The organism is Mucilaginibacter galii, from assembly GCF_014635825.1.
GTDB lineage: Bacteria > Bacteroidota > Bacteroidia > Sphingobacteriales > Sphingobacteriaceae > Mucilaginibacter > Mucilaginibacter galii.
Map to the genome: position 1 here is coordinate 441,607 of NZ_BMDO01000001.1, position 22,530 is coordinate 464,136.

Consider the following 22,530-nt stretch of genomic DNA (forward strand, 5'->3'; position numbering starts at 1 on the left):
TACGTGTATAAATAATTGACCGGCAAAAAGTGTTTACTTGCCAAACCTGTGCCGGTCTTACGAGTAATTAACAAATAAACCCCTCTCTTTTGTTTTACCCCGAAAGCAATATTATTACCTTATTTTATCAGAAAATTTCAGGCTAACCTTGTTAACACTTTTACTTCAACAGGTTTTGTAAGGAGTACAGGGGCAACACGACCAAAGTTTTTGTAATGCACAGTTTCGTGGTGATGCTGCAAGGCAGCTTCATCTTTCCATTGCTCTATGATAACGTAGTGGCAGCGCTCATTCTCATACTGGTAAAGCTCATAATGCAAACAGCCTTCTTCGGCGGCCGACGCTTCTACCAGCTTTTTTAGTTCAAGTTCAAAGGTATCTTCTGCATCGGTGTTGCAATGCAGGAAAGCTAATAATTTAACATTCATTGCGGTATTGGTTATATAATAGATAACCAACGCCAATTCTATTTGTTCGCTGCGTTTAAAGGTTATAGCAGTTACGGCAGCGTGGCTCGTAGCTTTCTTTTTCCCCCAATAAAATTCGGGCACCATCAGGCACCAGGCGGTACGAATACAGCGCAGGGTTACCACACTGCACGCACACGGCATGCACCTTGGTAACCGATTCGGCTATGGCCATAACACCGGGCATGGGACCAAAGGGTTTACCCTTGTAATCCATATCCAGTCCGGCAACTATTACCCTTACCCCTTTATTAGCCAGGGTATCGCAAACGTAAGCCAGTTCTTCATCAAAAAACTGGGCCTCGTCAATACCCACTACCTGCACATGGCTGCCCAGCAGTAGTATGGCCGATGAACTTTCGACCGGTGTACAGGGGATGCTGTTTTGGTTGTGCGATACCACGGCCATTTCATCATAGCGGGTATCGGTCATGGGTTTAAAAATCTCTACGTTGAGGCGGGCAATCTGGGCACGACGCAACCTGCGGATCAGCTCTTCGGTTTTACCCGAAAACATAGAGCCGCATACCACTTCAATACTTCCGCCGTGTTCACTGCGCCTTTTAAAAACATCTTCACTAAACAGCATTCCAAAAACTTTACAGCCTGCTAATATCATAATTATATCTTACTTTTGAATAGGTACATTATCAACATCGGCTACATGAAACAACAGGAAATTCTAAGAAAGATAGGCAACATACTGAAAGAACTGAGCGAACAATATGAGTATCTGCATGCAGAAGAAGCACATTTAAACGATTTGGAACTGGAGCTGTTTGCCGCCAATGCCAAGTTTCTGACCGACCATACCGAGATACTCCGTAAGATCAACTCCCAAAGCAGCAACATTCCTCCCGCCCTGCCTGAGCACACCGAGCGCACCGGAGAAGAAAGCATGGACGTTGCAACATCAACCATTGAAATACTGGCACCGGTACCAGCACCCGAGGTCGAAATAAGTTTGCCCCCCTTGGTCCAAAGCGCCATAACATTTGACACCGGAATCCTGCAAGATACCATTACCCCCCCTGCTGCACAGGATAACGATGCTTTTACACCTGTGGTAATTGATGAAACACAACCCAATGTTATTGCTGACGAAAAGGTTGAACACGATACTATACCGCTACCTGCACAAGATCAAACCTTCACCTTTACCAACCCTGCCCAGGAAGAGTACACCGCAGATATACAGGAAGATGAAGCGACCGAACATGTGCATCAAAGCACTCCGAGAGATATCATAAAAGAGGAAGAAACATACACAGCACCAGTTAACGAAGAGCCACAGGAAGAACAGGGCATTTCCATAGGCGCTGCTGGAACCGACCATTATGATTTTATACGCCACGACCCGCAGGTAAGCAACAACGATCATACTTTTAGTATAAGCAGCCACACCGAAGAACCTGCACCACCACATGTAGATCTTACACCTGTTACCGAAGAAGTTAAAGTAGAAGAGCCGGTATTTACACCCGCAGCTTACGACAGTGCCGAATACGCCGAGCCTGTAAACATTGCTCCGGCAGAGCCTGAACCCACCATACCTACGCCCGTATATGAGGAACCTGCTCATTTTACGCCTGAGCCTAATGAACGTGCAACCGAAATACAACAGCCCGAACCGGCTTATAATACCTATAACGCTCCTGTTACCGAGGCTCCCAAACCTGAGCCTGAGCAGCCATTAACACTAAACCAGCGATTATCGGCACAACTGCATCCGCAAACGCCTGCACATTCGCAGCAGGGACAGCCCGTTGCAGATATTAAGGCAGCCATTAGCATGAACGATAAATTATTGTTTGTGAAAGACCTGTTTAACGGCTACGGTATGGCTTACACCGAAGCCATTGAGCTGGTAAACCGCTGCAAAACCTTTGACGAGGCCGACCGCTTTTTGAAGTCGAACTACGTAGTTAAAAACAGCTGGGGCGATAAACCTAATACGGTCGATAAATTTTACGCTGTTTTACACAGACGCTTCCCGGCATAATATGCTATAAACAATCACCCGCTACATGAGTATTTAGCGGGTGATTGTTTGATTTTATCACTTAACATAGATTACCTTCTCTCCTTCTTTTACGTTGGCTTTTAAGCCGCTCAAGTCTACCTGTTCCACTTTGTCCAGCGTGAAGCCTTTCTCGGCAGTCAATACACAATCCTGAAAAACTACGTTGGTGATGGGGCTGCCCTCCAATCCGTGCATATCGCCAATGGTTGCAACCGTGCCCGATACATTGATTAGCTTTACATTACGCACAATGGGTAATATTTTGGAAGGCGGCTTAACAGGCGGCACCATGCGCCAGGCCATATTAAACTCAAATGCCTTGCGGGTGTTGTTGAGTTTAATGTTACGGTAAGTAATATTTTCTACCACGCCGCCGCGGCTGGGCTGCGATTTAAAACGGATGGGTGCCCAGTTACTGGCTTCGGCTACGCAATCTCTCACTTCTACATTCCTGATGCCGCCCGATGTTTCGCTGCCCATGGCTACGCCGCCATGCCCGTATCCAAATCGGCATTTATCGATTAGTATATTTTCACAGGGACGGTTCACTTTCAATCCATCTTCATCCTTACCCGATTTGATGGAGATGCAATCATCGTTCACATCAATATCGCAACCGGTAACGCGCACATCAGTGCTCGAATCTATATCAATACCATCCGAACTCGGGATGTTATGATCGGCGGTGATTTTCAGATCTTTCACCAGCACCTTGCTGCTGTATAACACATGCAGGCACCATACCGCCTGGTTGTGCAGGTTGAGGTTGGCAATGGTAGCATTTTGACAATTTTGAATACAGATAAGCCGCGGCCTGCCCAAACGGGCTGTTCGTGGAGCTCCTTGCGGTAACGGCTGTCTACCACGTGCCGTCCATACATCCCCCGATCCATTTATCGTTCCTTCGCCGCTTATTTCAACGCCGTCGAGGTCGATAGCATTGATAAAGGCCGACGTAAAAGTTCGCTCCTCGCCTTCCCAACGTGTTGGTATCTGCGGATAATCTTCCTGATTAACGGAACCTTTTAATACGCCGCCTTTTTCAACCAGCAGGTTAACGCCTTTTTTAAGGAATATGGCCCCGCTTAGGAAGATACCCTTAGGTACCACTACGATGCCCCCACCCTTACTGCTGCATTGCTCAATGGCTTGTTGTATGGCTTTGGTATTCAGGGTTGCGCTATCGCCTTTGGCGCCATAAGCGGTAATGAGGTAGCGTTTGGGCGCAGTGTTTATCCTCATTACAAAGGCTGATGTGGAGATTGTGATGAGGATACCCACCAGATAGAATATCTTTTTCATGAGTTAATTATTTTAGTCTGTCATTTCGAGTGTTAACGAGAAATCTTGTTCAAGGCAGCCGGTTGCCCATCTATCTCTTGAACAGGATCTCTCACTATCGTTCGAGATGACATTTGGTATTGTAAAGCAGGCTATTTATTTACGAGATTTATCACCGACGGATAATAATGAACTGACTATTGCGCCCTGCCATATTCAAGGCTACCTGTGTCTTCCCACTTATAATTTTAGAAGCTAAAGATTTGATGGCACCTGCATCGGCATCCCAAACTTCAGCTTTACCCGCTCCGTTTAACAAAGCATTTATTGACTGTGCCTCTTCGCCCTCATTAAAGAAGAAATACAGCTCGGCATCTTCCCAGCGGCGGTGCAGGTATTTGATAGCCGGGAGAGCTTTGCTCAACACCACATCGGGCGGCGACATGCTTTTGATCACCTTATCCGTCAGTTGGGCCGAAGATTCTCTAATTGCCCAATCAAAATTAAGTCCAGCCAGCGAATTTTTAAAAGTTTGCCCTGCAACCAGCGGTAAATTTTCGCCCAAGAAAATCACCTTACCACCGGTTATGGCAAATTGCGCTAAGCGCCTGTATGCTTGCGCCGAAAGCACTTCGGTTTGAGGAATAATGATGGTGCGGTATTGCTGTCCGCTTAAGTTGGTAAATGCTCCCTTATCCAGCTTAAATACTGATGATAAACCTTGGTTATCTACAAAGTCGAAATCTATTTGGTGCTCTAACAGTTGTTTGGCTACATTAAGCAAGCTACTATCAGCTTCTTTTTTGCCCAACCACATACTTTCGGTAGGGCAATATAAGCCAACCTGCGCGGCGGGTATGCCGTTAGCCAACAGGTACGAAGCCCTGTTTGAATATTCGGCAAGGGCCGGAAATTCTGCGTCGGTCAGGTAACTTTTACCGGGTACCCGTCCGCTGGCCGATGATGACCAAAACATGTACTCGAACATGTTAATGCCACGTACCAGTTGCTCGTTCACTACCCAGCGGGCATCGGCCACGGTAGGTTTGGGTGTATACGCAGCAAAGCTTTCGCTCAACGAACGTGGACGGCCGTACATGTGTGCTGCAGAAGAAGCCAGTTTTGGAAAATCGGCCACAGTATCGTACCATATCTGGTGCCAAATGGCATCTACGCCGGGCACCTGTACGTAGCGCATGGTCTTGAAAAAGTCGCCCTCGCTGCGGGCCAAATCCATTAGCTTGTCTTCATGGTTAACGTGCACCATGTATTCCAGTCCGTTTTGGGCACACCAATCAGCCTGCAGTTTGAAAAAGTTATCGCGGAAAAGGTCCGACCAAACATCCCAGTAATCGGCCCTGGCTTTCTTTTGCTCATCGGTCATGAAAGTACCGAAGAATGAGGCCAGGTAAGGCGTAACATCATACCCTTTCTTTTGCTTAAAAATGCTGATGATCTGCGGAGTCCAGGGCGTAAAGTTATACTCGGGTTCATCGCCCCTGAAACCTAATACCGTTTTGCCGAACTCGTTCCCTATATGCTTTTTGTATTGCACATGCGTAAATTCCAAAAACTGGAGGGTGGCTTCAGCATTTAAGTAATCGCACAAAGAATTCAAAGTGTCTTTGCCCCCCGTAGGGTTATTGGCCGCACGGGTAACAGAAGTTTTAAAGCGGTGCTGCGCCAATAGCACCTGCCAGTTGCCTACCGGAGCTTTCCAATTGATGGTGCCATTATGGATACTGATGATTTGCTGGCTCTTACTTTCGGCGTTAACCGCAACTGCACTAATGATGGATGCATCTAACTTTTCGTTAAGCGTTTCGCCCTCTTTTAGGTTAATGCGTTTGGCAACAACCAAGCCCTGCATCCGCAAATCGGGCCGTTCCTGGCTAAACTTGCCACCGGCAAAACCGCTGGGATATTTGCCTTCATCTATGATCCACAAACGCATGTTGCGTTTCTTCAACTCTTCTACAACGATCTTTATATTCTCAAACCAGCCATCAGATAAGTATGGTATTTTCATACCGTACCCGGCCTCGATACTTACCACGCGGATACCCTGCTTGTAAATAGCATCCAGATCTGCAATGACTGATTCACGGGAAAGCGGGCCTTCCAAACCCCAGGTCAAGGTTTCTGCATATGCCGTAGGGTAATTTTTAAGCGTAGCCACCATAGCATTATACTTTGGAAGCGTTACTTTTTGCCAGGGTTGCTGTGCTAAGGTTAAATGAGCCGTTAGCAATGCAAAACCCGAAAGCAGGTAGCTTTTGATATTCAACATTTATTTTTCGTGAATTGAATTGAGGAGATGAGTTAAGGATAATCGTTGTTAATTACTTATCCGCAGCTATATAAAAAAGCCTAAATTTTATACGCATTTCGCTCACCAGTTGATTTTGAGCAGTTCAATGTCTTGTTGGGCGAGTGTAGCTTTGATATCAAGAAGCCCTCCGTTAACAGCCATTTTTTGCACCTGGCCCACCGCTTTTAACTGACCGGCTTTTTCAAGCTGTGCAATTTGTGCCGGGCTTGGCTGTTGGGGCGAGCCCATCTTCTTCCACGAAGTATAGGAGTTACTGTTTTCCTGGTCGATGCGGTAACGGGTAAGCGTTACGGTATTGGCAGATAGTCCGTTGATAGTCAAGGTTACAGGCAAGGCGGGAGTAAATTTATCTTCGTCGTGGTAATTCCAAAGCATAACGGTTGCTTCGCGGGTGCCTTTGGTGGCCAGTGCACCAACATCGGGTGCGTTGCGAATACTTGAATCTACCACGGTTTGCAGCGGGTACATCTGGCTCCCCGTTACGGCCACCCTATCACCCTTCATGAGTGCAAACATGCGGAACACGTTAAGCACCGGCTTATCAACACCGTTGGTGGCCAGATCGCGAAAGCCAAAGAACCAGGGCTGGTTCTCAAACTCGAACGACCAGCTTACCGCGCCTTTTAAATTGATATTATACTGCTGCGCCAAAGCATATACCCGCGCAAACGAAGCCGCCGTGTAACTGCTGTACATGGTGCCGTTGCGGTAAGCATTTTCGGGGTTGGTTTGCATGCCACAGGCTGCGCAACCTTCCGGGTCCGATTCGCCAATGATGACGGGAATGTTCTTCAGCTCCGGGTAAGAGGCAATCAGCCTGAAGTTATTATCCATATCCTTTAACTGCCTGCCCATATTCATGCGCACCACACCATTATAAATCTTGGGCGAGCCTTTGGCATGAAAAAGCACGGCATCAAGCGGCGAGCCTATTTTGCCGGTTACATAGTTGGTATCTTTAAGGCAATGTTTTAAGAAAGCGGTCAGGAATTTCATACCACCGCCGGTAATATTACAGCCGCCAATACGGGCGGTGGGCAGGGCGCGCTTTACACCATTGGCCGCATAGTCATACAGTTTACAAAACTCAGGTACGGTACCTTTCCAATAAGCGCCGTCGGGTTCGTTCCATACTTCCCAGTACCAGCTTTCTACCTCTTTTTTACCGTAGCGCTGAACGCAATGGTTAACCCACTGATATACCAGTTCGCCCCATTTTTTATAATCTTTAGGCGGATAGGCCCAGCCGGTTTCAATGACCTTGTAATCTATACCGGGCTTCCAGTTATGCTGATAAGGTTGCGGATGTGTTGACAAGGCCTCGGGCATAAAACCAATTTGCGCCAGCGGTTTCATGCCGCGCTTAACGTAGGTATCAAAAATACTGTCTACAATATGCCAGTTGTATACAGGCTTTCCGTTAGCATCTTCGGTGTACATATTGGTAGATCCCCATTTAAGAGCCGGGGTGCCGTCGCCGCTGGTCATTAGGTTATGCGCCCGTACATAAACCGGCAGTTTGCTGAAAGCCGCAATTTCCGACAGCAGTTTTCGCCCATCCTTCATGTAAGTGTAATTAGGCTCATCATAACCGAACCAGGCCCAAATAGGAGTCATTAGCCCGGTTGGCTTGCTCATATCTATGTTGATAGTGGCGGCAGTAATGTCAGCATTGGTTTGTGCTATAACCGTTTGAGTTATAACAGCAACCCATAAAAGGATGAGCAGCGTACGTAATTTCATGAAGCAGGTTAATTGGTAATACCGCAAGTGTTACATGCGATGTATAATAAAAGTAGTGTTTAATACGATTACTCGTCGATTAGACACTAAATTTTTACAAGTACTTTTGATGTTTTTTAGATTACCTGGCTTTAAACATCATACTAACCTGCACTAAAAAGAGTTATATTTAAATCATGAAAGCATTGATTGTTAGTTTTTTACTGGCGTTTATACTGCTTACGGGCACCGCATTTACCTATTTAACATGGAAAGAGGCAGACAAAGGTTTTGCGCTGGTTGAACTTTTCACTTCCGAAGGATGTTCGAGTTGTCCGCCGGCCGATGCTTTAGTTGCCAAGATCAGCAAAGAAACATTAAACCGGCCGGTTTACATTTTAAGCTTTCATGTAGATTACTGGAATAGGTTGGGCTGGAAAGATGTTTACAGTAAAGCCGAATTCTCGGCCAGGCAAAAACGCTATACGGATTGGATGCACCTAAGCGGTGCCTATACGCCACAAATAGTAGTGAACGGAAAAACAGAAATGGTAGGTTCTAACGAAAATGCCTTGCGCCGGGCTGTTACCGCCGGTTTAAAAAACACATCTGCGGCAATCTTAACCTTTAAAGAAGCGAGCTTAAGTCAGCAGAAATTACAGTTGCAATACCAGGTATTGAACGCTGCCGATAATTATACGCTGAATATTGCTTTTGTACAAAAGCAAGCACAAACTCAAGTAAAAGCAGGCGAAAATGCAGGCAAAACCCTCCCTCACATCAACATTGTACGCGAACTGAAGACCATTCCGCTTAACGGCCACCAATTAGGTACGGCTGCTATTACGCCACCCGAGAATTTTAATTTGAAAGATGGCCAGGTGATTAGCTTTATACAAAACAGCAGCACAGGCGAAATTATGACGGCTAAAGAAGTTCAGCTGAGCGCTATTTAATAATGCCTGCCGCCTCTAATTTCCGCGTAGCCCTGTAGGCCAGCCACAAAGGCACAATGCCTATAACACCAAATGAACAATCAACAAAACGCCAGAACAACGGAATATGCCTGACAGGCCCGGCAATAAAAGCCAGTGGAAAAATTAACACACAGGCAATCATACCAAACTGGATAATCCAGATATTCTTCACCGGATCTTTCAACGGACCAATAAATAAGACAGCCAGTACCAGGTGTGCAAAAGCCAGCCAATCGGTGCCGTAACTCAGGTATGGGTACCTGGCATTGGTACTACGTATGGCTTCGTAAATAGTGGTTAGCCAGCCTTGCATCCCTGTAGGGAAGATTTGGATATGCTGGTAAAAATAAGCCAGCTCTGTTTCGAGCGGGAAAGCGGTGGCGCCGCTGATGAACAGGCCTATGATAATGATCCAGATATAGATTCGGATGCGGGTTAGAAATTGTTGAGGTTTCATGCGAGGTTTGGGTAATTTATGAAACAAAGTTGTCATGCCAATGCATATCGGCATATCAGCATAAAGGAGAACGAACGGCTAATTAAAGACCACCACTTAGCACATAGGATGCTGATATTCATCGGCACGACGGATAGTATTGGCTACATTTTCGGCCGCCTGCTTAATCACCTCATTACGTTGTTGAAGCAGGTTATGGAGGTAAGTTTTCAATACCCAACGATCTACCAGTTTACCCAGCCAACTCAGGGGCGATTTAAACACAAACTCATCCAACATTAAAGTGCCATTGCCTTTAGCCTGAAAAGCGTGATAATGCCTGAACCATTTAAACGGCCCACTTACCATTTGGTCTACAAAATACTCCAGGTATCTCATCTCGGTAATTTGCACCGTCATTTTAAACGGCAAGCCAAAGTGCGTGGCTTTCCATGTTACGGTATCTTGCAGGTTCATCAGCCCGGTAGTTATACCTGCAATGGCTTTTTCCTGATGGCTTTGCATAGACTGCAAATGCATATCAACACTGCGCGACAGGTTGAAGCAATCCTCTACCGGGGCGTTAATGTAGGTTTGTAAATTAATGACCGGCATATTATTCTACCCTTTCTTTAATAACTTGTAAAATGTTGTTCTGGATATCTTTCATAATTAAGCCTGCCCACCAAGAGGCATAAAAATTGAAGGTGGTGGTGAGCTTAAAGTGGCTGTATAAATGCAGGCGGTAAGTATTGGCATTGAGCTTTTGCAGCACGTAAGTGCCATCCATCACGTCAAAATAGTTGCCGCCTATTACCACATGCTCATCCATAGTGGTGGATGGAATTTCGTAGGGGTTAGCTTTGATGGTGAAACGCATTCGGCGCTCCTCTTCATACTGGGTTACCTGTTCGTGAAAAACCAGTCCTTTTTCAAATACAGCTTTACGGTAACCGCCTACCCCGTTGTAATTTAATTCGGCACGCACGGGGCGCGGAAAACCCAGCCTATTGGTTAACCACCCTTTATCCTGATCCTTTTGAATGGCACGCACGCGGGTTACATTTTGCCAGATTTTGGTTTTATCGGCATGAAGGTCAATGTAGGTATAGGCCTCGTATTGATTGTTTACACTGCCTATCCACTGTTCTATAGGTGATAGAAACAACGGTAATAAAACAAGTATTGACAGGTACATTCGTTCCTTATCGTGTCGTTTTATTTTATAGTAACCGGCTAATAAGCCGCCCAAAGATGCCGCTATTAAAAAAACGGGCATGATCATTAGCCAGCATGCCCAACCTTCAATAGAAAAAAACAGCGTAAGCACCATAAATATTGAAATTGGCACCCAAGGCATAAAGAAACGGTAAGAATAATTTCTAACCTTCTCGATACTTGAAAAATAGATGGTAATTGCTCCGATAGCAGAAGGAACCATAAATAAAAATGTAAGCGACATCAATGTAAAAGCACTATCCCAAGTTTTCACATTAAAAATAAAGCGCGCTATAAAGGCGAACAGCAATGGTATGCCAATAATTTTGAATAGCCTTTTTTGTTTATCGGTCATGATGAGCAGGTGTAAGATTGTAGATTAATTTTTAATACTCAATATATCGTGAATCGCGTGCTGCGCCTGTGGAAACTGGAACCGGAAACCAGCATCCAGCAATCGCTTAGGTGCCACCCAGCGGCTTTTTAGTATGAGTTCTGTTTCGGTACCAATAACCATTGCGCCAATTTCCAATAACCATTGCGGTGCAGGCAAACCTACGGGGATGCCATATGCGCGGCGAATAAGGCGCATTAGTTCATGGTTTTTGACAGCTTCGGGGGCAGTGCAATTAATTACACCATCAATATCGGTGTTTTGCATGAGCCAATCGGTAATGCGGGCTACATCATGTTCGTGTACCCAGGCTACATATTGCTCGCCATCACCTTGTTTGCCACCCATACCCAGCTTTACCAGGTTAAGCAAACGCGGAAAAACGCCATCGCTATGGCCCAGTACAATACCCATGCGTAGTGCCACTTTGCGGGTGTCGGGTGTTACGGTGTCAAAAAAGGTTTGCTCCCATTGCTTGCATACGTCTATAGAAAAGCCGTAGCCAATTTCGCCGGTTGCTTCGTCTTGAGCATGGTCTTCGGCATGTCGGTATATAGTGGCCGAGGTTACGTTGATCCATAGTTTAGGCGCACGACTTAACCCGGCAATCACCTTTCCCAACAAGGTGGTAGGTACTATGCGGGAACTGATGATCTCCTGCTTATTTTGAGGTGTGTAGCGGCAGTTCACATTTTTACCGCAAAGATTGATCAGCAGGTCGGCACTTTCTAAAGCTTTCACCCAGTCGCCTTCCGTTTTACCATCCCAAACTATAGTAGTGATGTTATTGATAGCCGACGCAGGTTTACGACTCAAAATAATGACTTCGCTTGCCAGCTCTTTGTAATACTGTGCCAGCACCTTACCCAGGTAACCGTTACCGCCGGCTAAAACTACTTTGTGATATTGCATGGTTTAGTTAAATTTAAAGATAAGCAAAAGAACCAATAGGCGGTACACCACCCAGGTAACGGTGAGCAGCCAGCCTAACTGCAGCAGCTTGGTACGGCGGATATGCTCTAAGAACATGAGCCCCGCAACGCCCATAAAACAAATAGTGCAAATGATAGCGTTCAATGCTACAAACTTGGCCAGCAGCATAACCGGCAGCAAGAGCAGCGCACCGGCAAAAGAAATGGTCATCATGTTGCCCAGGTAATCCCAGCGTTTGGCAGGTGCGTACCAGCTGATGATGATGCCCTGAAAAAGGACTTGTCCGCCGCAGATCAGGTACTCGCGATAGGCATTGCCCAAGGGCACCAGACCTGTTAACAAATGCGCATAACCAGTGAGTATAAAACCTACTATAAACCATGTAAAAATTAGGTACAACAAGCGGTAGCTCAACCTGAAGGTGGGTTGCAGGCTACCGGCAACAGTATGTGCCGGAGGAATGATAACCCGCCTGTTGTAGGAGATAAACGCATAAACTTTACGCATTAACCAAACGAACGGGCCGAAAGTAAACAGTGGTTTAAACATCGGTATTTGATGGCCGAATAGCTTAAACAGGCTGTCTATACCATAACTCACCTCACCGGTTTGGGTATTTACCAACGCAATTTCATTCACGGCACGCTGGCGGTCTACCAGTACGCAAGTGTCTTGCGGCATATCCTGGTAGCTGACCCGGCCGTTGCTGTCTAACATACCGGTTTGCGTTAAGGTTTTAGCATAACTGGTACACATGGGGCACTCGGCATCGTATAGTACAAGGTGGTTTTGCAGGGTTTTCATGGTGGGGTGATGAATAATAATATTGAAAGAACTATGTCATGCTGAGCTTGTCGAAGCATTTGCCGCCTGGTTAGGTCTTCGACAAGCTCAGGCTGACAACGCTACGAGAGTTCTATAATATTACAAGTTAACAGGTTTAGTCAATTGTGCCTTATTGCGCAGTTTAAAGAACACGATCAAATTGATAAAATGCATCCCTCCTAAAATAAGGATAATACAACCCAACTTACGGCTTAATACTTCCAGTACAACTTGTGTGCTGGCTATAAGTCCGTACTCACGCAGCACCAGGCTAACATAGCCAATGTTAATCAAATAAAAGCCCACAACCAGCAACCGGTTAACGGCATCGGCCAGGGGTGTGTTGCCATGAAAAATATCGATCAGGAAAATACGGCCATTGTTAAACAATACTTTGGCCACCCAAATAGTTAAGGCAATGCTTACCAATAAATAAACGGCGTAGGTTAAAATAAAGTAGTTCATGATTTTTAGTGTTTAAGTGTATATAATTATTATTGTATTTTCAGTAATTAATGAAAGATAGGATTAAAAAAATAGATCTATTTAAAGATCTTAAAAATCGAACCCCAAAACCAGTTCTCATCGGCTTTAAGCATGGTATCTAATGTTTTGTTTACATTTTTAGCAAGCTTGTTAATATCGGCTACCGATTTTTTGAAGGTTTTGTAAGCGGGGTCTTTATCGTTACCCTCCACACTATTCAATTCGTTTAAAATTTTGATTACCGGGTCAAGCTCGCGTTTTTTACGCTCCTGGGCTACCTGGCGTGCTATGTTCCAGGTATCTTTATCAGCGTAAAAGTACTCTTTGCGTTCGCCGGGTTTATGTTGTTTTTCTATCAATCCCCATCCCATCAAATCACGCAGGGTCATGTTGGCATTACCGCGCGAAATGCTTAGCTCTTCCATGATCTCTTCGGTGGTAAGTGCATCGGGCGAGATCAGCAACAAGGCGTGTACCTGGGCCATGGTGCGGTTTATCCCCCACTCCGATCCCAGCTTACCCCAGGCCTCAATAAACTTCTGTTTCCCTTCTGCTAATTCCATGTACAAATGTAATACAAGTTTTCAAACTTTCAAATATTATTGAAAGTTTATTTTAAACCATTTTACTTTTATTTCTTGCTGCAACATTCCTACCTTGTCAATCGAAAAGTTTTTTGTTTGATTCTACTTAATTCAGCCTGAATGAAAAAGTACGTTGGTCTTGTAATGATAGCCGCTTCGTTATCCTGCGCTAATCATAAACCTGATGATAAAGCCTCTATATCGGTCCCTGTCGAGCACATTGAACCTACCCAGGCACAAAAAGAACGTCGTGCACAATCAGAAGCTTATTGCAAAGCGCATGGTATTCCGGTTTACAGCAACCCCAATGCCATGTTTATGGACGATGACAGCCAGGTAACATTACGCACCCAGGATGAGTTAGCCGACCGTGCCCTGGCGCTATGTTTCATTGGCCTGAAAAGCGAGGGACTTGAGCAAAGTAAATTAGATCTCTTTAATGAGAAGTATAACCTTGAAGGTAAGCTAAGCCCCGCCGAACTGGCCTATGTAAACACTAAACACCCTACCGAACAACAGAAAATAGATGCCAACTGGCGCTATGAAGACCTGCACGTAATGCTTTGGGCGCTGGGTTATATTGACCAACTGGCCTACCCCGATCAAATGTGCAACGTTGCCCAAGACGTAAAAATCATTAGCGACCTTACCGAAGACGAGTTTAAAGCCAAGGCCAAGCTACGCAGCAAAAAAGAGATTTTAGACCAGGCCGACCTCATCCTTCGGCTGGACTGGGCTTGTGTAGATGCCCGCACAAAAAACCAACCGGCACCAGGTAAAATGGATAAAGGAGTGGTTTACGAAAGGCATTACGCACTCAACTGGTTAATTAAATTAGCCGATCAGCATTGGGATGAAGTATCTACCGATACCTAGGGTTATATTCTTTTATAATCGGCCTTTGAAATCATTTAAGGTAATAACTGATCAATAAAATATTTAACTAACCGCTTGTATTAACTACAATAATTTATGCTCATAAAACCATATTGATTAACTTATTTACTTTTTCTTATTTGCGTTAACCTTATCTAAAAATGCAGATTTGTTATCGGCAACTTTTTTGCATGCTAAAAAAGCAATGTTATTATTATCCTGATAGATTAAAATTTTCAGCTCTGTTCCAACTATTTTCGTACGTATCCGGCTTTCGTTAACAAGTTTACCTTTTGCTTTTATCAAAGATTTTTCAAGAAGATATGGCTCCATTGCATGGTTGTTGCTATAATACCAAACCTGTTTTTTAGCCTCGTCATAAATAACATAGTCTGCATTAGACATTTCTCCCAAGGCTGCTTCAAAAATTAAGCCCGTTTGCATTACAGGCTTAACCCGCTCTACTTTCCAATATGATTCCTGGGCAAATAAGAATGTTGGGAACAACACCATTAACCAAAATATTATCTTTTTCATACTGCGCAGTTATTTAGGTACTTGCATTTTGTTAAAGTAATTGGCATCTTCATCATAAAAAGCCGGCTTAACGCCATTATAAATAGTAAGCACTCCACGCCGGCCATCCTGAGGAATATCGTTACGCAATTCTTTTGATAGGTTTTCAAAGTTCTCGTTTTCTATGGTTAAACGTGAGCTAATGGTTTGGCTTTTCCATAAGTATATGTTGCCTTCATTAGGGTCTTTACGTGCGAGTTTCTCCTTTCCCCATTGTTTAGCCAGCGCAGCTTTTAAATTAATAACATCATCGTCGGCAAATACTTCTCCTTGTTTATGACCCTTAGGGCCATTGTTTCCTGCTTCAGCTGTAATGATCAATATCTTTCCATTTTTATCCAACAAGAAATATGGCGATTTTAAGGGAACATCTCCAAATACCAGCATTGGCACAATCTTTTCGCCCTGCCAATCAATTTGATATTCGGGAGATAATACCGTAACAGTTCCTGCCGGTATAATTTCGCCATATAAATTAAGCATATAGTTAGGCATATCGTTTAATGGGGTCAGCTTAAACTTGATACCTTTGGATTTTAAAACCTCTTGCACATTTTGATCTAATAAGTCTGTAACAGAAATATTTTGCCCTTTTGTATTGCATGCTGTAATTATATATAACAATGCGAAAGGAAGGAATTTAAGGACTTTGATCATAATTAATTTTAAGGTTTTTTTCTCTTATATAATTACACTGTAAGACTCAGCATAATTTGTCTATTTACATACCTCTCCACAAATAGCGTGAATTATTGCTGCAGGCAATTAAATGGCATCCCAATTATACAGGTCATGTTCAGTTTAACTACCTCGTAAAAACAGATTATTAACTTGTCCATATATTGTGCAAATAATTACTCGAACTAATATACTGGTGACTAAACACCCAACCTGGCTATTTGTTATAAAAAGACACGACTCTCGTTTACAGCCGCTTGTAATATATCATTATAAATCGCCTTTGCCCTTGCTCAGTTTTTCGAACGGAATAACACCTATGCGGTTGGCCCAGCTTTGGTACAGTGTTTCCAATTCCTTTACCTTATCAGGATTTTGAACAGCCAGGTTATTTTGTTCGGAGCGATCTTGTTCAATATTATATAACTGCCACTGGTTATCGGGATATTGCGACACCAGTTTCCAAGGCCCCTGCCTCACGGCACGGTTACCTTCGTGCTCAAAAAACAGGGCGTTGTGGCCTTCCCACTTTTTATATTGTATAACCGGCATCAGGCTAAGCCCTTCGGTTGGGGTGATCGTGTTGCCTTTGTAAGTTGCCGGATATTTGGCACCGGCCAAATCTACGCAGGTAGCCATTAAATCTACCAGGTGAGCCGGTTGTGTGCTTTGCCTGTGGGCTTTAATTACCGCCGGGTAGCTCACGATGAATGGCGTGGCAATACCACCTTCGTATACCCAATGCTTAAACAGGGTTAACGGCGTATTACTTACGTTAGCCCCGGTAAAACCGTAGGCAGTAAAAGAAGATGGATCGCTGGCGGGTTTTAAATTAGCTGCCGTAACTTCGGGCGTAAAGCCGGGGCCTTTAATACTTTCGCTACTGGCGCCATTGTCTGACAGGAACATGATCACCGTATTCTGATCTTGCCCGGTTTCTTTGAGTGCCTGGCGTATGCGGCCAATGTTTTGATCCATGCGGTCTACCATGGCGGCGTATACAGCCATCTTATCGTCCCAGGCTATCTTCTCTGCTTCAGTTAAAGAGTTCCAGTCGGGCACGTTCTTATCGCGCGGCGAGAGTTGGGTAGTCTTATTGATGATGCCTAACTGCTTCATGCGGTTAAAGCGTTCCTCTCGCAGTTTGTCCCAGCCTGCCATGTACTTGCCTTTATATTTGGCAATATCTTGCGGCAATGCATGCAAAGGCCAGTGCGGTGCGGTAAAAGCCATGTATAGAAAGAAAGGCTTGCCTGTTTTTTGATTGTCTTTAATGTATTGCACGGCATGCCCGGCGTACGCATCGGTAGCGTAAAAACCCTTTTCGGGCGTATAAGGCTTATCATCTAAAGCCACAGTCAAATGCTGGTTTGGGCGGTACGGGTTGGTGGGGTCAAAATAGCTACCGGCACCATCTATCAATCCAAAGTGATGGTCGAAGCCACGCTTTACCGGCCACTTATCAGGCGCGGTGCCTACGTGCCATTTACCGGCCATGTATGTATTATAGCCGCTGCCTTTTAGCACTTCGGCTATGGTGACACAGTTATTATTGAGGTAGCCCTGATAGGCTGGTTCTTTGCGGGTATTCACCATATCGCCCACGCCAGCCTGGTGCTGGTACAAGCCCGTAAGCAATGATGCCCGCGAAGGGCAGCAGCGCGAGGCATTATAAAACTGTGTCATTACCAGCCCGGTTTTGGCCATACCGTCCAGGTTGGGTGTTTGCGTGGTGGAGCCAAAACAGCCAATATCTGAGTAACCCATATCATCGGCCAAAATAATGATGATATTAGGTTTCTTAACCGCTTTATTAGCTTTTTGAGCCCGTAAAACAGTAGCACTCAGCAGCAATAAAATACTCAGGTGTAGCGCAGACTTTAATTTCATAAGTTAGGTAATAATATAACCGGGCATGAAATATAAAAACTTAGTTTATTTACCAGCGCAAATACCAGTTCGGGGCAGGATGGTTATGCAGAACTACTCCATAGCCGGCATACCCATAGCTGCCCATTCCTCTTGAGATGGGCCATACAAACCCGGCACTGGCAAGCCAACCATGCGCATGATCACCGTCATTTGGCTGCGGTGGTGCGCTTCGTGTTTCACCAGCACATCCAGAAGGGTTGCCTTGGTCCATACCTGGCCGTACATATCCAACTCTTCGTTCAAAGACTCATCACTCCAATGGGTACATACCGCATCGGCCAGTAATGCATTATATTTTTGATGGGTGGCAGTAACCTCCTTAAAGTTAACAGGTGCAGGTAAGTGTTCCAATACATCTTCTTCAAACAGCCCGGCTTTGGTGCCCATCTCGGCAATGGTTTGAGTAATGTGCCAGGCCAGCCTTTCCAGGGTGCGTATATTGGGATGAACCTTGACGCCTTTGGTTTCCTCGGTAATATTTTCTAACACCCGGTTGGTGCTGGCAGCTTCGAGTTGCCAGTCGGTTAAAAAGTCGTTGATGTTACGATACATGGTGGTTGTAATTTTAGTGGCAAATATGAAAATTTCATATTAAAAACTTACTAAAATATTTAGACTAATTACAAATCATCTTCGAAATTTACTAAACTAAAAATTTGAAGTTTTTTGAAGTTTAACGCTATTTATATGCGTAAAAACAGGTTTATTTGTAATTGTAAATATGGCATTATTCTTCACTTCGCTCAATTCAGGCAGCAACGGCAATTGTTACTATGTAGGCAACCATCGGGAGGCCATCCTGGTAGACGTGGGCCTTTCTTGCCGCGAAACCGAAAAACGCATGGAGCGCCTGGGCTTGAGTATGCAAAAAGTAAAGGCCATTTTCATCTCTCACGAGCACTCTGACCATATACGCGGGCTGCCGGTTATTGCCAAAAAGTATAAGCTGCCGGTCTATATAACCCATGCCACCATGCAGTATGGCCGCCTGTTGTTAGACGATTATGCCATACCGTTTAAAGGATACGAGCCTGTAAAAATAGGAGACATTTCGATTACGGCTTTCCCTAAATTTCATGATGCCGCTGAGCCTCACAGCTTTATAGTAAGTTGCAATGGCGTCAAGGTAGGCGTGTTTACCGATATTGGCGCTCCCTGCCAGCACCTTATCACCCATTTTAAGCAATGCCACGCTGCCTTTTTAGAGGCTAATTATGATGAGCATATGCTGCAGCATGGCAACTACCCCTATCATTTAAAAAGACGCATTAGCGGGGGCCGCGGGCACTTATCTAATAATCAAGCACTTGAACTTTTCAAGACGCATAAGCCTTTGTTTATGAGCCACCTGTTACTGTCGCATTTATCTAAAGACAATAATTGCCCCGTAAAGGCCCGCGAAATGTTTTTACCCCATGCCAGCGGTACCGAAATTATAATTGCATCGCGCTATGAAGAAACACCTGTTTTTACAGCGCAAGATACTGGTTATGGGAAAGTTATGCTAAGAAATTACCAGCCGGTACAATCTTTTCAAACCTCACTTTTTTAAAATATCTAACCATCATTGTTGGAATTACTTACGGGTTTGGATATGCTGAAATTTATATCTTCGGCATAGCATTAGGTACCCAACAAAATATATATTTGTTACTCAAGAGATGAACTACCCCGACATTGATTTTGCTGCGCTGCGTGCTTTAATTGAGGAATCGCCTACGCCTATTGGCTTGTATGCCGGTCGCGAAATGCGCATACTTTTTGCCAATAAAGCCATGATCAGTGATGCCTGGGGTAAACAGCCCGACGTGATCGGAAAATTGCTTACCGACGCCCTGCCCGAACTGGACGGGCAACCTTTCCATCAAATACTGGATAGTGTTTATACCACCGGCGAAACTTACCAGGCCACTGAAGATTTGGTAAAATTGGTAGTGGACGGCCGTTTACAAAACTTTTATTACAACTTCACTTATAAACCACTGCTCGATCAGGAGGGTAAGGTATGGGGAATTTTAAATACTGCTACTAACGTTACTGACCTCGTACTGGCGCGCAAGCGTGCTGACGATGCTGAAGCGCAGTTGAATTTTTCGCTTAACGCTGCCGAAATTGGCACCTGGGATATGCATATTCCAACCCAACTTATTACCTGGAGCGTGCGCACCAAAGAGCTCTATGGTTTTTCGGAAGAAGATACCGTGTCGTACCATGATGTATTAAAGCACATTCATCCTGATGACAGGTTGCTGGTTGACCGGGCGGTTATTTCGGCCTTGAATCCCAATTCGGGCAGTAATTACGATGTTAAATTCAGAACCATAGGTATCAATGATCATAAAGTACGTTGGCTACGTTGCAAAGGCAAAGCTTATTTTGATGATCAGGGCATTCCGCAACGTTTTTCGGGCATTGCATCAGATATAACTTCGGAGGTTAACACAGACGAACGCCTGCACTCGGCAGAGCAACTGGCTCAACTGGCACTTGAAAATGCAGATGCCGGCAGCTACCTTATTCATTTACCGGGTAACATTATTACTTATACACCCCTTTTTGCCAAAGTAATTACAGGCACCGAAGCTACGGGGTTAACGCGTGACGCCTTTATCAACCACATACATCCTGAAGATATTCAGATAAGGGATATGGCCTATAACAGGTCTCTAAGAACCGGAAAGCTGTTTTATGAGGTCCGCTTTATATGGGATGACGGCACCATACACTGGGTACGCATTAACGGTCGTTACATGCTTGATGACCAAGGCAAACCCTTGAACTTTGCAGGCTTAGCACAAGATGTTACCCACGAAACCGAAGCTAAACAAGAACAACTAAACCTTTTGTGGCTAATTGATAACAGCAATGATATCATCAGTTTGTCTGACTGGTATGGCAAGCTTACTTACTTAAATAAAGCGGGACAGGAAATATTAAGCGTAGACGTTTCGGAAGACGCGCAATGGAATGACACGCCTAACTTGATGCCGGAAGATGCACAAATTATTGATGCAGCTTTGTTAGGAGGTGGCCGCTGGTCTGGACAACTCAACTATCGCAATCATAAAACCGGCGAGGCAATACCTTGTTACGCCAATATTTTGCTGTTAAAAAACCCTGTAGACGATGCTCCGTTGGGTAGAGCATCCGTTATTCGCGATCTACGGGCTGATATTGCCAACCAAAAGGCGCTTACCGAAAGCGAAGAGTTGTTTAGGGCTATAACTACGGCATCGCCCGCAGCTCTTTGGATGACCGATACCGAAAGTAACATTACCTATGTAAACCAAATTTGGATCAACTGGACCGGCAAACCACTCAACACCCACTTAGGTAACGGCTGGCTTGATGCTATTTTGCCGGAGGATTTAAACAGGGTGATTGAAAAATTTTCGGCAGATATTGAGGCACAGCGCTTTCATGATTGCCAGTTCAGAATTACACACATCAGCGGAACTTTACGCTGGATAGCCTGCACCGGCAACCCACAGTATAATGCCGATGGGATTTTCAAGGGCTACATTGGCGCTTGCGTTGACATTACTGAACAAAAACAACTTCAACAACAAAAAGACGAATTCATAGGTGTTGCCAGCCATGAGTTAAAAACTCCTGTTACCAGCGTTAAGGCTTATGCACAGGTACTGCAAGCTATTTTTAACCGCGAAGGCGACGAAAAGAAAGCAGCCATGCTCGGTAAAATGAACAGCCAGATAGACCGCTTAACCAGCCTTATAGGCGATTTGCTTGATGTTACCAAAATACAATCGGGTCGTTTGCAGTTCAACGATGATTACATTGACTTTAATAAACTGATTACTGAGCTAACAGAAGATCTTCAACGCACCACCACTAAACATCAGATCATTACAGAACTGCACCCTACCGGTATAGCTTATGCCGATAAGGATCGCATTGGCCAGGTTATTACCAACCTCATCAGCAATGCCATTAAATATTCGCCCAATGCCAATAAGGTAATTGTTAATACCAGCATCGAAAACAACGAAATATTACTGTGCGTACAGGATTTTGGCATTGGTATTAGTGCTGATAAAAAAGACAAGGTATTTGAGCAGTTTTACCGCGTAAGCGGCGATAAGCAACACACCTTCCCCGGGCTTGGCCTGGGCCTTTATATTTCCTCCGAAATTATTAAACGTGAAGGCGGGCGCATTTGGGTAAACTCGGTTGAGGGCGAGGGTTCTACGTTTTGCTTTGCCTTGCCGCTTAATAGTTAAGATGAGTGATGTTTTTCAAAAATCTGATATATTATCTTTTCAAATAAGATGTTCAAACAAATATTTAAAAAACTTTTTAACTGATTTAACAATTTTTTAAGTTTGCAATTACCTATACATAATATGCCAAAACAAATACTAATTGCAGACGACGATCCGGGCATTGTAGATGCCGTAGCAATGATCCTTGACTTTCATGGGTACGATGTTTCTTTTACTTATAACGGAACCGATGTTTTAGCCATCAAAGAAAATTACCCTGATCTTTTTTTATTAGACATTTGGATGTCGGGCTGCGACGGCCGTGATATTTGCAGAGCGCTTAAAGCTAACGAAGAAACCATGCACATCCCGGTGCTTATGATATCGGCCAGTAAAGACATTCAACAATCGGCCCTGCAATCGGGTGCTAACGACTTTTTAGCCAAACCATTCGATATGCAGGACTTGCTTGAGAAAATTGAAGGCTTATTAGCGAACAAGTTAGCTGCCATAGCCTAACGGCTGTACTTTTTAACGGTTAGCTATCGGCACTTTACTATTATCTTA

Annotated in this window: 22 protein-coding genes; 6 read left to right on the top strand and 16 right to left on the bottom strand. The window is 44.5% G+C overall.

Going from position 1 to position 22,530, the window contains the following annotated elements:
* Window positions 1–137: 137 nt before the first annotated feature.
* On the bottom strand, window positions 138–428 hold the full coding sequence (locus IEV61_RS01925) for a putative quinol monooxygenase (RefSeq protein WP_188413282.1): 291 nt from the start codon (window positions 426–428) through the stop codon (window positions 138–140).
* A 55-nt stretch (window positions 429–483) separates the two neighbouring features.
* Window positions 484–1,056, bottom strand: a complete 573-nt coding sequence (locus IEV61_RS01930) for a thymidine kinase (RefSeq protein WP_188414405.1) — start codon at window positions 1,054–1,056, stop codon at window positions 484–486.
* A gap of 75 nt (window positions 1,057–1,131) precedes the next feature.
* On the opposite strand from IEV61_RS01930, the gene IEV61_RS01935 reads away from it, so the two are divergent.
* Window positions 1,132–2,469, top strand: a complete 1,338-nt coding sequence (locus IEV61_RS01935; RefSeq protein ID WP_188413284.1) for a DUF8457 domain-containing protein — start codon at window positions 1,132–1,134, stop codon at window positions 2,467–2,469.
* A gap of 57 nt (window positions 2,470–2,526) precedes the next feature.
* On the opposite strand, the gene IEV61_RS01940 is transcribed toward IEV61_RS01935, so the two are convergent.
* From IEV61_RS01940 to IEV61_RS01950, 3 genes are all read right to left on the bottom strand, one after another.
* Window positions 2,527–3,792, bottom strand: a complete 1,266-nt coding sequence (locus IEV61_RS01940) for a glycoside hydrolase family 28 protein (protein ID WP_188413286.1) — start codon at window positions 3,790–3,792, stop codon at window positions 2,527–2,529.
* A 151-nt stretch (window positions 3,793–3,943) separates the two neighbouring features.
* Window positions 3,944–6,061 carry a glycosyl hydrolase gene (locus tag IEV61_RS01945; RefSeq protein WP_188413288.1) on the bottom strand — a complete coding sequence of 706 codons (2,118 nt, stop codon included), beginning with the start codon at window positions 6,059–6,061 and terminating at the stop codon, window positions 3,944–3,946.
* 102 nt (window positions 6,062–6,163) lie between these two features.
* Entirely contained in the window at window positions 6,164–7,846 is a 1,683-nt protein-coding gene (locus IEV61_RS01950) for a GH39 family glycosyl hydrolase (RefSeq protein ID WP_188413289.1), read from the bottom strand.
* Between the two features lie 176 nt (window positions 7,847–8,022).
* Here IEV61_RS01950 and IEV61_RS01955 point away from each other — a divergent pair, with 176 nt between their 5' ends.
* Complete coding sequence (locus IEV61_RS01955; RefSeq protein WP_188413291.1) at window positions 8,023–8,781, top strand: DUF1223 domain-containing protein; 759 nt, start codon at window positions 8,023–8,025, stop codon at window positions 8,779–8,781.
* Here the strand turns inward: IEV61_RS01955 and IEV61_RS01960 are convergent.
* The 7 genes from IEV61_RS01960 to IEV61_RS01990 all read right to left on the bottom strand — a co-directional run bounded on the left by IEV61_RS01960 (window position 8,774) and on the right by IEV61_RS01990 (window position 13,657).
* Entirely contained in the window at window positions 8,774–9,259 is a 486-nt protein-coding gene (locus IEV61_RS01960; RefSeq protein WP_188413293.1) for a hypothetical protein, read from the bottom strand. The genes IEV61_RS01955 and IEV61_RS01960 overlap by 8 nt on opposite strands.
* 96 nt (window positions 9,260–9,355) lie before the next feature.
* Window positions 9,356–9,853, bottom strand: a complete 498-nt coding sequence (locus IEV61_RS01965; protein ID WP_188413295.1) for an SRPBCC family protein — start codon at window positions 9,851–9,853, stop codon at window positions 9,356–9,358.
* Window position 9,854: 1 nt separating this feature from the next.
* On the bottom strand, window positions 9,855–10,811 hold the full coding sequence (locus IEV61_RS01970) for a hypothetical protein (RefSeq protein WP_188413297.1): 957 nt from the start codon (window positions 10,809–10,811) through the stop codon (window positions 9,855–9,857).
* Between the two features lie 24 nt (window positions 10,812–10,835).
* On the bottom strand, window positions 10,836–11,762 hold the full coding sequence (locus tag IEV61_RS01975) for a TIGR01777 family oxidoreductase (RefSeq protein ID WP_188413299.1): 927 nt from the start codon (window positions 11,760–11,762) through the stop codon (window positions 10,836–10,838).
* Between the two features lie 3 nt (window positions 11,763–11,765).
* Window positions 11,766–12,587: a DCC1-like thiol-disulfide oxidoreductase family protein gene (locus tag IEV61_RS01980; RefSeq protein ID WP_188413301.1), complete on the bottom strand. Its 822-nt coding sequence runs from the start codon at window positions 12,585–12,587 to the stop codon at window positions 11,766–11,768.
* Window positions 12,588–12,707: 120 nt separating this feature from the next.
* Entirely contained in the window at window positions 12,708–13,073 is a 366-nt protein-coding gene (locus IEV61_RS01985) for a hypothetical protein (RefSeq protein ID WP_188413303.1), read from the bottom strand.
* Between the two features lie 77 nt (window positions 13,074–13,150).
* Window positions 13,151–13,657, bottom strand: coding sequence for a GbsR/MarR family transcriptional regulator (locus IEV61_RS01990; RefSeq protein WP_188413305.1), 507 nt, complete (start codon window positions 13,655–13,657; stop codon window positions 13,151–13,153).
* Between the two features lie 141 nt (window positions 13,658–13,798).
* Here IEV61_RS01990 and IEV61_RS01995 point away from each other — a divergent pair, with 141 nt between their 5' ends.
* Window positions 13,799–14,554 carry a DUF4272 domain-containing protein gene (locus tag IEV61_RS01995; RefSeq protein WP_188413307.1) on the top strand — a complete coding sequence of 252 codons (756 nt, stop codon included), beginning with the start codon at window positions 13,799–13,801 and terminating at the stop codon, window positions 14,552–14,554.
* A 126-nt stretch (window positions 14,555–14,680) separates the two neighbouring features.
* Here IEV61_RS01995 and IEV61_RS02000 read toward each other — a convergent pair whose 3' ends face one another.
* The 4 genes from IEV61_RS02000 to IEV61_RS02015 all read right to left on the bottom strand — a co-directional run bounded on the left by IEV61_RS02000 (window position 14,681) and on the right by IEV61_RS02015 (window position 18,292).
* The gene (locus IEV61_RS02000; protein WP_188413309.1) at window positions 14,681–15,091 is read right to left on the bottom strand and encodes a hypothetical protein; all 411 of its coding nucleotides are present in this window, start codon (window positions 15,089–15,091) and stop codon (window positions 14,681–14,683) included.
* A gap of 9 nt (window positions 15,092–15,100) precedes the next feature.
* Window positions 15,101–15,613, bottom strand: a complete 513-nt coding sequence (locus IEV61_RS02005; RefSeq protein WP_188413311.1) for a hypothetical protein — start codon at window positions 15,611–15,613, stop codon at window positions 15,101–15,103.
* Between the two features lie 465 nt (window positions 15,614–16,078).
* Window positions 16,079–17,698, bottom strand: a complete 1,620-nt coding sequence (locus IEV61_RS02010) for an arylsulfatase (RefSeq protein WP_188413312.1) — start codon at window positions 17,696–17,698, stop codon at window positions 16,079–16,081.
* A 93-nt stretch (window positions 17,699–17,791) separates the two neighbouring features.
* Complete coding sequence (locus IEV61_RS02015; RefSeq protein ID WP_188413313.1) at window positions 17,792–18,292, bottom strand: DinB family protein; 501 nt, start codon at window positions 18,290–18,292, stop codon at window positions 17,792–17,794.
* 169 nt (window positions 18,293–18,461) lie between these two features.
* Here IEV61_RS02015 and IEV61_RS02020 point away from each other — a divergent pair, with 169 nt between their 5' ends.
* The 3 genes from IEV61_RS02020 (at window position 18,462) to IEV61_RS02030 (ending at window position 22,482) form a co-directional block, all read left to right on the top strand.
* Complete coding sequence (locus tag IEV61_RS02020) at window positions 18,462–19,292, top strand: MBL fold metallo-hydrolase (RefSeq protein WP_188413314.1); 831 nt, start codon at window positions 18,462–18,464, stop codon at window positions 19,290–19,292.
* A 109-nt stretch (window positions 19,293–19,401) separates the two neighbouring features.
* Window positions 19,402–21,981 carry a PAS domain S-box protein gene (locus IEV61_RS02025; protein ID WP_188413315.1) on the top strand — a complete coding sequence of 860 codons (2,580 nt, stop codon included), beginning with the start codon at window positions 19,402–19,404 and terminating at the stop codon, window positions 21,979–21,981.
* Between the two features lie 123 nt (window positions 21,982–22,104).
* Window positions 22,105–22,482 carry a response regulator gene (locus IEV61_RS02030; protein WP_188413316.1) on the top strand — a complete coding sequence of 126 codons (378 nt, stop codon included), beginning with the start codon at window positions 22,105–22,107 and terminating at the stop codon, window positions 22,480–22,482.
* Window positions 22,483–22,530: the final 48 nt, after the last annotated feature.